This is a genomic window from Vibrio sp. B4-6, from assembly GCF_963888245.1.
Taxonomy (GTDB): domain Bacteria; phylum Pseudomonadota; class Gammaproteobacteria; order Enterobacterales; family Vibrionaceae; genus Vibrio; species Vibrio anguillarum.
In genome coordinates this window covers 100,170-115,227 of record NZ_CAWPIM010000022.1, presented here as the reverse complement: position 1 = coordinate 115,227, position 15,058 = coordinate 100,170, and the positions used below count along the sequence as shown (strand labels likewise).

General features: G+C 45.1%; 15 protein-coding genes. 10 read left to right on the top strand and 5 right to left on the bottom strand.

What is annotated here, in order from left to right; genetic code table 11:
• The first annotated feature begins 40 nt into the window (after window positions 1-40).
• The 8 genes from sfsA (at window position 41) to AACV20_RS07300 (ending at window position 6,928) form a co-directional block, all read left to right on the top strand.
• Window positions 41-781 carry a DNA/RNA nuclease SfsA gene (sfsA, locus tag AACV20_RS07335; RefSeq protein WP_170907047.1) on the top strand — a complete coding sequence of 247 codons (741 nt, stop codon included), beginning with the start codon at window positions 41-43 and terminating at the stop codon, window positions 779-781.
• Between the two features lie 139 nt (window positions 782-920).
• Window positions 921-1,367 carry an RNA polymerase-binding protein DksA gene (gene dksA, locus AACV20_RS07330; protein WP_013857662.1) on the top strand — a complete coding sequence of 149 codons (447 nt, stop codon included), beginning with the start codon at window positions 921-923 and terminating at the stop codon, window positions 1,365-1,367.
• A 92-nt stretch (window positions 1,368-1,459) separates the two neighbouring features.
• Window positions 1,460-2,329 (top strand): tRNA glutamyl-Q(34) synthetase GluQRS, encoded by an 870-nt coding sequence (gluQRS, locus tag AACV20_RS07325; protein WP_170907046.1) that lies wholly within the window; start codon window positions 1,460-1,462, stop codon window positions 2,327-2,329.
• A 107-nt stretch (window positions 2,330-2,436) separates the two neighbouring features.
• Window positions 2,437-3,798 carry a polynucleotide adenylyltransferase PcnB gene (pcnB, locus tag AACV20_RS07320; RefSeq protein ID WP_170901161.1) on the top strand — a complete coding sequence of 454 codons (1,362 nt, stop codon included), beginning with the start codon at window positions 2,437-2,439 and terminating at the stop codon, window positions 3,796-3,798.
• Window positions 3,795-4,301, top strand: a complete 507-nt coding sequence (gene folK, locus AACV20_RS07315; RefSeq protein ID WP_017045879.1) for a 2-amino-4-hydroxy-6-hydroxymethyldihydropteridine diphosphokinase — start codon at window positions 3,795-3,797, stop codon at window positions 4,299-4,301. The genes pcnB and folK overlap by 4 nt, the downstream gene beginning before the upstream one ends.
• Window positions 4,301-5,095: a 3-methyl-2-oxobutanoate hydroxymethyltransferase gene (panB, locus tag AACV20_RS07310; RefSeq protein WP_010319550.1), complete on the top strand. Its 795-nt coding sequence runs from the start codon at window positions 4,301-4,303 to the stop codon at window positions 5,093-5,095. The genes folK and panB overlap by 1 nt, the downstream gene beginning before the upstream one ends.
• A gap of 11 nt (window positions 5,096-5,106) precedes the next feature.
• Window positions 5,107-5,988 (top strand): pantoate--beta-alanine ligase, encoded by an 882-nt coding sequence (gene panC, locus AACV20_RS07305; RefSeq protein ID WP_010319549.1) that lies wholly within the window; start codon window positions 5,107-5,109, stop codon window positions 5,986-5,988.
• A 397-nt stretch (window positions 5,989-6,385) separates the two neighbouring features.
• On the top strand, window positions 6,386-6,928 hold the full coding sequence (locus AACV20_RS07300; protein WP_017045880.1) for an outer membrane beta-barrel protein: 543 nt from the start codon (window positions 6,386-6,388) through the stop codon (window positions 6,926-6,928).
• Window positions 6,929-7,247: 319 nt separating this feature from the next.
• On the opposite strand, the gene AACV20_RS07295 is transcribed toward AACV20_RS07300, so the two are convergent.
• From AACV20_RS07295 to AACV20_RS07285, 3 genes are all read right to left on the bottom strand, one after another.
• A complete protein-coding gene (locus tag AACV20_RS07295; protein ID WP_047690222.1) occupies window positions 7,248-8,018 on the bottom strand; it encodes an ABC transporter permease in 771 nt (256 codons plus the stop codon).
• A gap of 5 nt (window positions 8,019-8,023) precedes the next feature.
• On the bottom strand, window positions 8,024-8,944 hold the full coding sequence (locus AACV20_RS07290; RefSeq protein ID WP_026027559.1) for an ABC transporter ATP-binding protein: 921 nt from the start codon (window positions 8,942-8,944) through the stop codon (window positions 8,024-8,026).
• Window positions 8,945-9,085: 141 nt separating this feature from the next.
• Window positions 9,086-10,753: a SulP family inorganic anion transporter gene (locus tag AACV20_RS07285; RefSeq protein ID WP_038220398.1), complete on the bottom strand. Its 1,668-nt coding sequence runs from the start codon at window positions 10,751-10,753 to the stop codon at window positions 9,086-9,088.
• 250 nt (window positions 10,754-11,003) lie between these two features.
• Between AACV20_RS07285 and can the strand changes: the two genes are divergently transcribed.
• The gene (gene can / locus AACV20_RS07280; protein ID WP_013857670.1) at window positions 11,004-11,672 is read left to right on the top strand and encodes a carbonate dehydratase; all 669 of its coding nucleotides are present in this window, start codon (window positions 11,004-11,006) and stop codon (window positions 11,670-11,672) included.
• 84 nt (window positions 11,673-11,756) lie between these two features.
• Here the strand turns inward: can and hpt are convergent, their stop codons facing one another.
• The gene (gene hpt / locus AACV20_RS07275) at window positions 11,757-12,287 is read right to left on the bottom strand and encodes a hypoxanthine phosphoribosyltransferase (RefSeq protein ID WP_010319544.1); all 531 of its coding nucleotides are present in this window, start codon (window positions 12,285-12,287) and stop codon (window positions 11,757-11,759) included.
• A 371-nt stretch (window positions 12,288-12,658) separates the two neighbouring features.
• Here hpt and AACV20_RS07270 point away from each other — a divergent pair, with 371 nt between their 5' ends.
• Window positions 12,659-13,276 carry a LuxR/HapR/OpaR family quorum-sensing transcriptional regulator gene (locus AACV20_RS07270; protein WP_017043694.1) on the top strand — a complete coding sequence of 206 codons (618 nt, stop codon included), beginning with the start codon at window positions 12,659-12,661 and terminating at the stop codon, window positions 13,274-13,276.
• Window positions 13,277-13,393: 117 nt separating this feature from the next.
• Here the strand turns inward: AACV20_RS07270 and lpdA are convergent, their stop codons facing one another.
• The gene (gene lpdA / locus AACV20_RS07265; RefSeq protein ID WP_013857673.1) at window positions 13,394-14,821 is read right to left on the bottom strand and encodes a dihydrolipoyl dehydrogenase; all 1,428 of its coding nucleotides are present in this window, start codon (window positions 14,819-14,821) and stop codon (window positions 13,394-13,396) included.
• Between the last annotated feature and the right edge of the window lie 237 nt (window positions 14,822-15,058).

Genomic DNA, 15,058 nt, shown 5'->3' with positions numbered 1-15,058 from the left:
GTTAAATGGCGGCAACATTGTACATAAAAACAGTAGATAAATGCAGTTCAATCCTCCACTTCGATCCGCGACCTTACTCAAACGCTACAAGCGTTTTTTGGCCGACATTGAGTTTGCCGATGGTCAACAAGTGACTATTCACTGCGCCAATACTGGCGCGATGACGGGCTGCGCCGAGGCGGGTAATCGTGTCTGGTTCTCCACCTCGGACAACCCTAAACGTAAATACCCACACAGTTGGGAGCTTACTGAAACCCAGCAAGGCCACTGCATTTGCGTCAACACGGCTCGGGCGAATACGCTGGCAGTAGAAGCGATTCAAAACGGCATCATCAAAGAGCTGCAAGGGTATGAGCAATTACAAACTGAAGTGCGCTACGGCCAAGAAAATAGCCGAATTGATATCTTGCTCAAATCACCCTCTAAACCGACGTGCTATATAGAAGTGAAAAGCGTCACCTTATTGGATGAGCGTTACTCTCCACACGACGATGTCGCCTGCAATTCAGGGCAAGGTTATTTCCCCGATGCCGTCACAACGCGTGGACAAAAACATTTGCGTGAATTAACGGAAATGGCAAAAAGTGGAAGCAGAGCAGTACTTTTGTTTGCTGTTTTGCATTCAGGGATTGAAAAAGTCTCGCCTGCACTCCATATAGATGCAAACTATTCACTATTATTGAAACAAGCGCAAAAAGAAGGGGTGGAAGTACTGTGCTACAAGGCTGTACTTTCAAGGAATGAAATCAAGCTCGTTAACACTGTAGAATTCGCCCATTAGTGACAAAAAATTGATGGCGCCTTCACATTGACAATAAGTTTACGATTGAGTGTTTGCCTCCTATAGATCTTTTTGCTATAGATACCCGCCTAAAATTAGCTGCTCGCGCAGTTGACTAGGTGTTAGTAGGAGATGCTGCATGCCGGAATTAAAGAAAAAAGCGATAGGCATCCTAGCCATTGCAGGTGTTGAGCCGTATCAGGAAAAGCCAGGTGAAGAGTATATGTCACCTGAGCAAATAGCTCACTTTACAAAAATTTTAAGTGCTTGGCGCAACCAACTTCGTGAAGAAGTTGAGCGTACCGTTCACCATATGCAAGATGAAGCCGCAAACTTTCCCGATCCCGTTGATCGCGCTTCTCAAGAAGAAGAATTCAGCTTGGAATTGCGTAACCGTGACCGTGAACGTCGCTTGATCAAGAAAATTGAAAAAACATTAAGCAAAATTGAAGAAGATGATTTTGGTTTTTGTGAATCTTGTGGCGTGGAAATCGGCGTTCGTCGCTTAGAAGCTCGACCAACGGCGGACCTTTGCATTGACTGCAAAACGCTAGCCGAACTTAAAGAAAAGCAGATGCAAGGTTAATCTTACCTTTTGTTTGTGTTAAAAAAGGGAGCTAAAGCTCCCTTTTTGTTTTCACTCGATACCCAAATAACTTGTAACTTGGATGAATCGCAATGCACTATATTGGCCGATTTGCCCCATCACCTTCAGGCCCACTTCATTTTGGTTCTTTGATCGCTGCACTTGGCAGCTACTTTCAAGCAAAATCACAGCAAGGTAAGTGGTTGGTTCGCATCGAAGATTTAGATCCGCCAAGGGAAATGCCAGGAGCCTCCACCCTGATACTTCAAGCCATTGAAGCCTATGGGTTGCATTGGGATGGCGAGGTGGTTTATCAAAGCCAGCGCCACACTTTATACCAAGATCAAATTGAGGCTTGGCTTGAATCAGGGCAAGCCTATTATTGTGATTGCACGCGTAAACAAATTAAACAGATGGGTGGCTTTTATCCCGGTACATGCCGCTATAAAAAACCAACATTAACCGAAGATTGCGCGGTTAGGTTGCGTGTTGATACACCGGTAGAGTCATTTTTCGACCAAAAACATGGCGAAATTCACATTCCTAAAGCATTAGCACAGGAAGACTTCATCATTAAGCGACGTGACGGTTTATTTGCTTATAATCTTGCCGTAGTGCTCGATGATATCAATCAAGGAGTGACGGAAGTGGTGCGGGGAGCCGATTTAATTGAACCAACAGGACGACAAATCAGCTTGTATCATTGCTTACATAAAACTCCGGTAAGCTACCTTCACCTGCCGCTCGCGATGGATGGTAATGGCAATAAATTATCCAAACAGAATCATGCCACAGCCATTGATATTCAAAATCCTAAACCTACCTTGCTTAAGGCAATGCGCTTTTTAGGGTTTGAGATAAAACAAGAGATTAGCGACGCTTCCATCGATGAAATTATCTTTTGGGGCAGTCAGAATTGGCACGTTGAACAACTCCCTCGGGAGACCGAGATCACACCGTGATTCTCAAAAGGCTATCCTTACGCTATGATTAGCCGCAAAATCGTCCCGAACGGGCACTTTAAATAACAAAAGCAAGGTTGGCAAAAACCAATTATTGCCAGATGCACATGAATAAAAACGACTATACACCACGCGAAAATCGCGTTTACCAAGACTTAGCTCTAAATATTATCACTCGTGATGAACACAATATTTCGCGCAAGCAAATCAGCGATAATGCGCTCAAGGTGCTATACCGACTTCATGGCGCAGGTTTTGACGCCTATTTAGTCGGTGGTGGAGTACGCGACCTACTATTAGGTGAGACACCAAAAGATTTTGATATCGCCACTAATGCAACACCAGAGCAAATACGCCAACAGTTTCGCAATTGCCGCTTGATCGGCCGTCGCTTTCGCTTAGCGCACATCATGTTTGGCCGCGACGTAGTGGAAGTGGCGACTTTCCGTGGACACCATCAAGAGCCGAGCCAAAACGTCTCAGCACAATCTGAAGCGGGTATGCTGCTGCGTGATAACGTCTACGGCACCATTGATGAAGATGCTGAACGCCGTGACTTCACGATTAACGCCATGTATTACAACATCGGTGATTACAGCATTCATGATTATGCTGGCGGCATGGACGACTTAGAAGATAAGCTCATCCGCTTAATTGGCGATCCTGAAACGCGCTACCGTGAAGACCCAGTGCGCATGTTGCGTGCCATTCGTTTTGCGGCCAAGCTCGATTTCGATATCGAAGAAGAGACTGCCGACCCAATCGAACATCTTGCTCCTTTACTGCAAGATATTCCTGCGGCACGTTTGTACGAAGAATCGCTAAAGATGCTGCAAACCGGCCACGGTTTAGAAACCTACCACTTAATGCGTGAGTACAACCTGTTCCAGCAGTTGTTCCCTGTGATAGCTCAAGAGTTCACTCCAAACTACGACTCGCACACAGAACAGATGTTGGATCTGGTCTTAGATTCAACCGACCTGCGTATTGAAGAAGGTAAACGCATCAACCCAGCCTTCATGTTTGCTGCCATGTTCTGGTACCCGACGGTGAAACTGGCTGATGCGTTAATGCAGCAGCGTAATTTCGCCTATTACGACGCCGTCATGGAAGCGAGTAACCTCATCCTTGACCAAGTGGTGAAAACCCTTGCGATACCTCGTCGTCATACCGCGACAATTCGCGAAATTTGGCAATTGCAGTTGCGCTTACCACGTCGCAATGGGAAACGCGCCTTCCGCCTTATGGAGCTCAACAAATTCCGAGCGGGTTTTGATTTTCTACAAATGCGTGGCGAGATCGAAGGCGGAGAGACGAAAAAGCTGGCTGACTGGTGGACAACGTTTGAAAGCGCCGGGCGGGATATGCGCCAAGCGATGGCAAATGATTTGGAAAGTGGCGCAAGTAACAAGCCGAATGTACGCCGCCGCAGAAGCCCACGTAATAAAAAGAGCCGCCCAGAATCATGATTCTCGTTTATATTGCTGTTGGCAGTAATTTAGGCGACCCAATCGCGCAAGCTAAGCAGGCCATTGAAGCCTTGAAATGTTTGCCACACTCTCGATTTTTAAGCGCCTCATCCTTGTACAGTAGTACACCGATGGGGCCACAAAACCAGCCCGATTACATCAATGCGGTGGTTGCGATAGAAACCGATTTAACGCCACTTGAACTGCTCGATTGTACCCAAAGCATCGAGTTAGAACAGGGGCGTGTTCGCAAAGAAGAACGTTGGGGGCCAAGAACACTCGATCTGGATATTCTTCTTTACGGCAATGAGGTGATCGATTCAGAGCGATTGACCATTCCTCACTACGGAATGAAAGTACGTGAATTCGTGCTCTATCCGCTCGCCGAAATTGCACCAAGTTTACAACTCCCTGATGGGACTGAGCTTAATCAACTGTTACCGCTCGTCGAACGTAACGGGCTCGGTATTTGGCACTCGCCAGCGCCTCGTAAGGACATTTAATGAAAAAAATCACCATAAACGATCTGATCCAATGGAAACAACAAGGTCGTAAATTTGCAACCGTCACCGCGTATGACGCAAGCTTTGCTCAGCTTTTTGAAAGCCAAGAGATGCCTGTATTATTAGTGGGCGATTCTCTAGGCATGGTGCTACAAGGTCACACAGATACCCTACCCGTCACCGTCGAAGAGATTGCCTACCACACACGCAGCGTGCGTGCTGGTAGCCCTAACTGTTTATTGATGGCTGATATGCCTTTTATGAGCTATGCCACACCACAACAAGCCTGTGAAAGCGCAGCTAAATTGATGCAAGCGGGTGCAAATATGGTCAAAATCGAAGGTGGTGATTGGCTGGTCGAGACGGTGAAAATGCTGACTGAACGCGCGGTTCCGGTTTGCGCACACCTTGGTTTAACACCACAATCGGTCAATATTTTTGGTGGCTATAAAGTACAAGGCCGCGACCAAGAAAAAGCAGACCGAATGGTCAAAGACGCGTTGGCGCTCCAAGAAGCGGGCGCACAAATTGTGTTATTAGAGTGTGTACCGGCCAGCCTAGCAGCGCGAATTACCGAAGTGCTTGATGTGCCAGTGATTGGCATTGGCGCAGGTAACGTGACCGATGGACAAATTCTAGTAATGCACGATATGTTCGGAATTTCGGCGAATTACATGCCAAAATTCTCGAAAAACTTTCTTGCTGAAACAGGGGATATGCGTAAAGCCGTCGCAAAATACATCGCAGATGTAGAAAGTGCCGCTTTCCCTGATGACGCTCATACCATCGCCTAAAGGAGATATTCATGCAAACTTTTGCTGACATTTCAGCTCTTCGCGAGCAGATCAAACAGTATAAGCGTGAAGGCCGCCGAGTCGCTTTTGTACCGACCATGGGCAATTTACATGAAGGCCACTTAACCCTAGTGCGTAAAGCACGTGAAGAGGGCAATGTGGTCGTGGTCAGTATTTTTGTTAACCCGATGCAATTTGACCGCGCGGATGACTTAAATAACTACCCGAGAACACTGGATGAAGACTTAAGTAAACTCAACGCGGAAGCGGTTGATTTGGTCTTTACCCCAACCCCAGAAATAATGTACCCGCAAGGATTAGAAAAACAGACCTTTGTTGAAGTACCGGGGCTTTCTCATATGCTCGAAGGCGCATCAAGACCAGGGCATTTCCGTGGCGTTGCAACCATAGTCGCTAAGCTGTTCAACATAGTGCAGCCGAATGTTGCCTGTTTTGGTGAAAAAGATTTTCAACAGTTAGCGGTGATCCGTCAAATGGTCAGCGATCTTTGTATGGATATCGAGATTGTCGGCGTCCCTACCGTCCGTGAAATGGATGGCTTGGCGATGAGTTCACGTAACGGGCTGCTGACGTTAGATGAACGCCAACGTGCGCCTGTCCTTGCTCGCACCATGCGTTGGATAAGCAGTGCACTGCGTGGTGGCCGCGACGATTACGCCTCGATCATTGAAGATGCCAGTGACCAACTGCGCGCCGCAGGGCTACAACCTGATGAGCTGTTTATTCGCGATGCCAAAACGCTGCAACTGATCTCGAATGAGACCACACAAGCGGTGATCTTAGTGTCTGCATTTCTGGGTAAAGTACGCTTAATCGACAACCAAGTGTTAGAATTTAGCGCAGAAACGAAAGCGGACCCTGAAGAAGAGTAATTGCTATTTCAAGTGATGAAGTGATGAAGTGATGACTCATTCTCACTTCAAAACCATATATTTAAAAGGTCGCCCATAAGGAGCGACCTTTTTTGTATCGTTATTTAACTGAGGTTAACGCGATTATCGGAGAACAATATAGTTTGATTGGAAATGTGCCTTTTTCAAGCTACCTATAGCGATTAGAGAGTTAAAATTTGATCATTTTTGAGGTTAGTTACTACCGCTAAGATTTATGAAATGACAATAAACATTGAGTACAATTATGTTAAATCAACATATCAAATCTAGTTTTTTGCTAATTTAGTTCCAAAATAAAACAAAACACAATGTGCATAACAGCTATATCTATTATGAATGTAGATAACTACTTATTTAGTATTGAACAAAAATCACTATGAAAATACCTTTCTTAACATTGTTATTGCTTATTTCTTCTAGCGCCTACGCGGTAAACCATCAAATTGGCGTTGGGATTGGTTACGGTGGTACCGAAGGGCCAAATGATTGGGATGATTCAGGCTTCGCGGGAAAAATTGACTATTCTTACCAGTTTCACCCTAATTTCTCTACAGAGATTGGTTATGCAGGAGTCGATGGTATGACCAACAATATTATTTCCACCACTTTTGGCCAAACCAAACAGCAAGTAAATTATTCAACAGGCTACCTTGGCCTCAAAGCCAGCCTTTCTCCTATTCCGTTTTTTAATCTTTATGCGCTAGGTGGTGCAAACTACTCAAACGTTGAGAAAACCTTCACCCCTACGGGTCAGGCAGAGAGAACCGAATCGCACAAGGGTTTCAACCCATATTATGGACTTGGGGCCGAAGTAGTTGCCTTCAACACGGTCGGCTTTAATGTCGAATACCGTAAATTTTTCTTAGCCAACGATTTCGAGTCCGATGCTGTCTTCGTAGGACTAAACGTTAAGTTCTAACATACGTCAGCAAATCTCTTTACCGAGAGCTTACTTTTTTGTCCGTGAATATATTATGGTGTTTATTATTCCCATTATGTTAAACGGGCGAGTTAACTGTCAAAAACAGCCTTCAGAGCGATTTTCAGGGCAAAATTCGGCTATCTATAGACACGTACTTATGGGCGAGAAAATGGGGCCACACGGTTTTAGCAAACCACATCTATCATCATAAATAGCTTACTCCCAACGCTCACAAAACTAATTCCCTCCCCTTCAAGGGGAGGGTTAGGGTGGGGTGAACCCCCTCCTAGCCTCCCCCTAAAAGGGGGAGGCACTATTAAGTCCTTAACCCGATACCACGCGAAACCAGATAATGCGCAACTCCATACAGGGCCACTACAAAAATACCAAGCACACTGAACGAAGTAACAATTCCCACATCTGACACGCCAAGAAAACCGTAGCGGAAGGCATTAACCATGTAGACGATTGGGTTGATTTTCGATACCGCTTGCCAAAAGTCAGGCAATAGGCTGATCGAATAAAATACCCCACCCAAGTAGGTTAATGGCGTCAATACAAAGGTAGGAATAATCGAAATGTCATCAAAGGTTTTAGCAAAAATGGCGTTAATCATGCCGCCTAAAGCGAACACAACAGAGGTGAGAAAAACCGTCGCCGCAATGATCCCCCAATGATCCACCTTGAGATCAACAAAGAATAGCGACACAAAGGTCACTATTATGCCCACCAACAAGCCACGCACTACCCCGCCCATCACAAATCCGGCGATAATGACGTAATTAGGTACAGGCGCAACTAACAACTCTTCGATGTTTTTCTGAAACTTCGCACTAAAGAAAGAAGAGGCGACGTTCGAGTATGAGTTAGTGATCACCGACATCATGATTAAGCCCGGGACAATATATTCCATATAGCTAAAGCCGTTCATCTGGCCAATACGCGAACCAATTAGGTTGCCAAAAATAATGAAGTAGAGCGTCATGGTGATGGCTGGCGGTACTAAGGTTTGCACCCAAATACGCGTAAAACGGTTGATTTCTTTAGTCAGCAAACTGCAAAAAGCCGTCCAATATAAACGATACATCATGATTATCCTCGGCTTTGCTGTTGAACAATGCTGACAAACAGCTCTTCAAGGCGGTTCGCTTTGTTACGCATCGAAAGCACCGTAATTCCCTGTTCTGTTAACTGTGAAAAGACTGAATTTAGCCCTTTCGTTTTCTCTAACTCAATTTGTAACGAACCGTTGAGCATGGTTTGCGAGATCACACCACTGAGTTGTGGCGCTGGCGGAGAATTCTCTGCGATATCTAAAATAAAGGTTTCGAGCTGTAATTTGGCCAGCAAATCCTTCATCGAGGTATTTTCAATAAGCTCACCTCGGTTAATAATGCCGATATTGCGGCACAGCATCTCCGCTTCTTCTAAATAGTGCGTGGTTAAGATAATGGTGATCCCTTGCGCGTTAATTTCGGTTAAGAACTCCCACATCGAACGGCGCAGTTCAATATCCACACCGGCGGTGGGTTCATCTAAAATCAGCAACTTAGGCTCATGCATTAAGGCTCGAGCAATCATCAAACGGCGTTTCATACCACCAGAAAGATTACGCGCTCGCTCTTTACGTTTTTCCCACAAATCGAGTTTTGAGAGGTACTTCTCTGCCCTCTCTTTCGCTAACGCTTTCGTCACACCGTAATACCCAGCTTGCTGCAACACAATTTGCTCAACCGTTTCAAACTGGTTGAAGTTAAACTCCTGCGGCACTAAACCAATATGTTGCTTGGCCAGTTCAAGATCTTTATCAATATCAAAACCAAACACTTTAACGGTGCCGGAGGTTTTATTGACCAGCGAAGAGATAATGCCAATGGTGGTTGATTTCCCGGCCCCATTGGGCCCAAGCAGTGCGTAAAAATCGCCTTTTTCAACCTGTAAACTCACCCCTTTTAGGGCCTCAAACCCACCAGCGTAAGTTTTTCGTAATTGTTCTATTTCTAATGCGTACATTCCACGGATCACTCTTTGTGATATTAACCTATCCAATGTGCTGCTAAGGCTCGCGTTTTTCAACCCAATATTAGAAATTGATAAAATAAAAAAACGCAGATCCAGCGATCTGCGTAATTCATTCTTGCACAACCTTAACGCTTAACGATTTTGGGCTACCTGCTTAACCGCAGCATTGAGCGCTTCATAACGAAACGAAAAAGTCTGCTCGGTTGGCACCAGATCCAAAATATGAAACTTTTCCAGTTGCTGTTTAGTGTGCACATTTGGGCAAAGTAAGTAGACCGCGCAGTGAGCATCTAAGGCATCATTAATCGCGTTTTCTAAAGCAAGTCCAACCGTCACATCAATCATAGGTACATCAGTAAGATCTAAAATCATCGCTTCATAGTCACTGATGTGATTGTGCTGGCGAGCGATCGCTTTAGATACACTAAAAATCATCGGCCCTGAGAGATAAAAAAACAGCACCTTACCATTGGCTTGATCCAATAAAGCTCGTTCGCTGTCAGTCAATGGCACATCGTTTTCATCAGCATCACTAATGGCTTTCACTTGGCGAGCTTGCTCGCGGCTCAAGCGTTCTATGATCAAAATATTTGATATAAAAACGCCCAAGCCAACCGCAACAATCAAATCGACAAAGACAGTTAACAGCATCACGCCATACATGATGGCCATCCCCTGCACACTCACTTTATGCGCGCGTTGGATAAAGCTCCAATCAAGAATATTGAAACCAACATACACCGCAATCCCTGCCAATACCGCCATTGGAATCGGTTCGGTTAAGCCTCCCGCCACCAACACCACTAAGGCTAATACTAAGGCACGAACTACACCAGACAGAGGAGAACGCGCGCCGACCTGAATATTGGTCACCGTACCCATGGTTGCACCGGCACCCGGCAACGCACCCAATAAACCCGCGATCATATTAGCCAGCCCTTGCCCTCGCAGTTCTTTATCGGAATCATGCTCTTTACGCGTTAGAGAATCGCCAATTACCGCGGTGAGCAACGTATCAATGCAGCCGAGCGTACCGAGTACTAAAGCGTCAATCACCATGGTGGTGAACATCTCGGCATTAAAGGTTGGAATAACAAAAGAGGGTAAGCCAGCAGGGATCACACCAATACGGCGGATCTCTTCGCTATCAAATAACAGTACCGAAACAAGTGTCACGCCGACTAAAGCGACCAATTGAACGGGCACTTGTTTGCGATATTGAGCCGGGAGAAAAAATAAAATGCCTAAGGTTAACAAACCAAGAAAGAGCTCACTGAACTTCATCTGGCTAATGATCTCGGGCAACGCGGTTAACGTTCCCATCACTCCCCCAGCGGGAGCCGCCTGACCAAGCAGCGGTGACAACTGCAGGATAATCAAAATCACCCCAATTCCTGACATAAAGCCAGAGATCACGCTATAGGGCATTAAGGTGATGTATTTCCCAAGTTTTAAAGTGCCAAGTACAATCTGAAAAGCGCCTGCCATCATGACAACCGTGAAGCTAACTGCAAGCCCCGTTTCAGGATAACGTGCCACCATGCTGGTTAAAATGGCCGTCATAATGACCGTCATTGGCCCTGTGGGTTCAGAAATTAATGTAGATGAACCACCAAACAAGGCAGCAAACAGCCCCACCAATATTGCTCCCCAAAGCCCTGCTTCTGCACCCGCACCAGACGCCACACCAAAAGCCAAGGCAAGTGGCAGTGAAATAATCGCGGTCGTGACGCCACCAAAGACGTCTCCTTTTAGGTCGATATCGGCAAAACGGCCTCTAAACACAATGCTTTTCCTCATACTCAAAATAGGTTGTCTCACTCTAACAAATCATCATTCTAATAATTAACCATTATTTTACATGTGATTGATTCTCTGTTGACTATACAAATAGCGATGGAAGCAGTTTAATTTTTTTACTAGGAAAACTCGTCAGATGAGTGAGTGTTTTGTCATTTTATAAGAGAACAGAATTGTAACATTGTGTATAGTCAGGCCTATTCTTGCGCATTACCATTGATGCGATTGAACTATTTTTAAGGGAAGTGAGATGCCAGAACTGAAACAGCTTTTTGAAAATAACTCACGTTGGTCTGAATCGATTAAGGCTGAACGTCCTGAGTACTTTGCAAAACTCGCTCGCGGGCAAGACCCAGATTTTCTATGGATTGGTTGTTCTGATAGCCGAGTTCCGGCCGAGCGTTTGACTGGGCTTTATTCTGGTGAGCTGTTTGTACACCGCAACGTTGCAAACCAAGTGATTCACACTGACCTTAACTGCCTTTCTGTGGTGCAGTACGCGGTTGACGTACTGAAGGTCAAGCACATCATCATCTGTGGGCACTATGACTGCGGTGGCGTCAACGCAGCGATTGATAACCCACCGCTGGGCTTGATCAACAACTGGTTACTGCACGTGCGTGACTTATACCTTAAGCACCGTACCTACTTAGATGCAATGCCAGAACAAGATAAAGCCGACAAATTGTGCGAAATCAACGTTGCCGAGCAAGTGTATAATTTAGGTAACTCAACCGTACTGCAAAACGCATGGGAGCGCGGCCAAGATGTCGAGCTGCATGGCGTGGTCTACGGTATTGAAGACGGACGTTTGGAATACTTAGGCGTTCGCTGCGATTCACGTGAGCGAGTCAACGACACCTATCAAAAAGCGATGGAAAAAATTCTTAATGCGCAACATAACTTGCTGTGTCGATAACAGCGTGTTAATTGCCGTTAAAACTGATAGTTAAAAATACAGAATGCCCACTATTTAGTGGGCATTCTATTATCGCTGGCAAAATTACGCTTGCGGCACAACTTTACCAATGTAAGGTAGGTGACGATATTTTTGCGCGTAGTCGATACCTACGCCCACGACAAATTCATCTGGGATTTCAAAACCGATCCACTTGACCTCTACAGGTACTTCACGGCGTGAAGGCTTATCCAGTAAAGTACAAATATGAATGGATTTAGGTTCACGTAAAGACAAAATTTCTTTTACTTTATTTAGTGTATTACCCGTATCAATAATGTCTTCTACCAGCAACACATCTTTACCTTTAATGTCATCATCCAGATCTTTCAGAATGCGCACATCACGTGAGCTTTGCATCGTGTTGCCATAGCTTGACGCGGTCATAAAATCGACTTGATGAACTAAGTCGATCGCGCGAGCTAAGTCTGCCATGAAGACAAATGAGCCGCGCAACAAGCCCACCAGCACCAGATCTTCACTACCTTGGTAATGCTCTGTGATTTGTTTGCCTAATTCACGAATTCGTTCCTGAACCACTTGCTCAGAAATCATCACTTCAACTGTATGTTTCATACTGTTCTCTTTTCGGGTGATGCGACACGCTACGATCATCGCAGTTTAATGATGGCGTCGCGTAACTAGCTTGGCGCGTATAGTACCACTGCCACACAGGATAGTTAAATAATTAGCAAAACTCTGGATATGATGAAATAAAGCTCCTACGCTGCCGCAGACACGCTCACCACAAATACGCCACATCAATAAAAGATACAATAAAACACGTTGAATCTGATGGGATTTAACACGATCGCACAAAAAACAAACTCGAAACGTTGACCTCAACCATATGCAGCAGTACACTCATAAAGCTTTAAAGCAACTAACAAAATAATCATTAGAGCGAAAAGCTCAATTCAACAGTCATTGGCAAGGATTAACAACTCATGGAAACATCGATAGAAAAACGCCCCAGAACTCGCTTATCACCACAAAAACGCAAACTTCAACTGATGGAAATCGCCCTTGAAGTGTTTGCAACACGGGGAATAGGCCGAGGTGGCCACGCAGATATTGCTGAAATCGCCCAAGTTTCAGTCGCTACTGTCTTTAATTACTTTCCAACCCGAGAAGATTTAGTCGACGACGTACTCACTCATGTTGTACGTCAGTTTTCAAACTTCCTCGCAGATAATATTGATCTTGATTTGCATGCGAAAGATAACTTAACCAACATCACCACTAAGATGATTTCTCTTGTGATTGAAGATTGTCACTGGTTAAAAGTATGGTTTGAATGGAGCGCTTCAACGCGCGAAGAAGTGTGGCCACTTTTTGTCTCCACCAACCGTACTAATCAACTTTTGGTACAAAATATGTTTATCAAAGCCATTGAACGTGGCGAAGTGTGCGATCAACATGAGCCAGAACATCTTGCTACGCTCTTTCTTGGTATCTTCTACTCACTATTTGTACAAGCAAATCGCATACAAGACGAAGCCAGCATGGGTGTACTCGTGAAAAGCTACCTCAGCATGCTCTGCATCTATAAAAAAGATCACTAGGCTTAACTTCCTAGTCTCTGAATTATGAGCATAAAAAAACCGCTGAATTCAGCGGTTTTTACTATTTAACTAACCAGCAATTTAACGAACCGGCAATTTAACGCATCAGCGTTGAAGTTACTTTTTCTTCTTCGCTTTTGCGTTTGGCAGATCAGTAATCGTGCCTTCAAATACTTCTGCAGCAAGGCCTACCGATTCATGTAACGTTGGGTGAGCATGAATCGTCAAAGCGATATCTTCTGCATCACAGCCCATCTCGATAGCCAAACCGATTTCACCAAGCAGTTCGCCGCCGTTAGTACCAACAATAGCGCCACCAATCACGCGGTGAGTCTCTTTATCAAAGATAAGCTTAGTCATACCGTCAGCACAATCAGAAGCGATAGCACGGCCAGAAGCTGCCCATGGGAATGTCGCGACTTCGTAGTTAATGCCTTCTGCTTTGGCTTCTTTTTCAGTTTTACCAACCCAAGCCACTTCTGGCTCAGTGTATGCAATTGAAGGGATAACTTTAGGATCGAAGTAGTGCTTCTTACCAGATATTACTTCTGCCGCTACGTGGCCTTCATGCACACCTTTGTGCGCCAACATTGGTTGACCAACGATATCACCGATCGCGAAGATATGAGGAACGTTAGTACGCATTTGCTTATCAACATTGATAAAGCCGCGCTCATCCACTTCAATACCTGCTTTTTCAGCATCCATCAGCTTACCGTTTGGTACGCGGCCGATAGCAACAAGAACGGCATCATAACGCTCAGCTTGCGCTGGTGCTTTTTTGCCTTCCATTGAAACGTAGATACCATCTTCTTTTGCTTCAACAGCGGTTACTTTGGTTTCAAGCATCAGGTTAAATTTGTCTTTGATACGTTTGGTGTAGACTTTAACCATGTCTTTATCCGCCGCTGGGATAAGTTGGTCAAACATCTCAACCACATCAATCTTAGAACCTAGCGAGTGGTAAACCGTCGCCATTTCTAGACCGATGATACCACCACCCATGATCAACAGTTTTCCAGGAACTTCTTTCAGTTCAAGTGCATCCGTTGAATCCCAAATGCGTGGGTCTTCATGAGGAATGAATGGCAGTTTAATTGGACGAGAGCCAGCTGCAACGATGGCGTTATCAAAGTTAACCACGGTTTTGCCGTCTTCACCTTCAACTTCAATGGCGTTAGGGCCAGTAAATTTGCCGAAACCGTTCACAACAGTCACTTTGCGCATCTTCGCCATGCCGCCAAGACCGCCCGTTAACTGGTTGATAACTTTTTCTTTCCAAAGGCGGATTTTATCGATGTCCGTTTGTGGTTCACCAAACACAATACCGTGCTGGGCCAATGCTTTCGCTTCTTCGATAACTTTTGCAACGTGCAGCAACGCTTTTGATGGGATACAACCCACGTTCAAACACACACCGCCAAGGGTGCTGTAGCGTTCAACAAGTACTGTTTCAAGACCTAAGTCTGCACAGCGGAATGCAGCGGAGTAACCAGCAGGACCGGCACCAAGTACGACGACTTGGGCTTTGATTTCTTTGCTCATTTTGACCTCTTGTAGTCATTATCCCTAACAGGCTGAGTGGATGTTCTCGTTGTTTTTAGTGTTTAATCCAATGAATTAAACCCATGACTGAGCCAATTACTTAAAACAAATGAATTAAAACAAATTATTTTCAGACCGCAACAGTTTACAGAGATGTTAATGGTGTGAAAAGTAAATCCATTTAGCCTGTGAGCTAGACGACAATTCGATTAAGAAAAAACCCTTCATAATCCAATT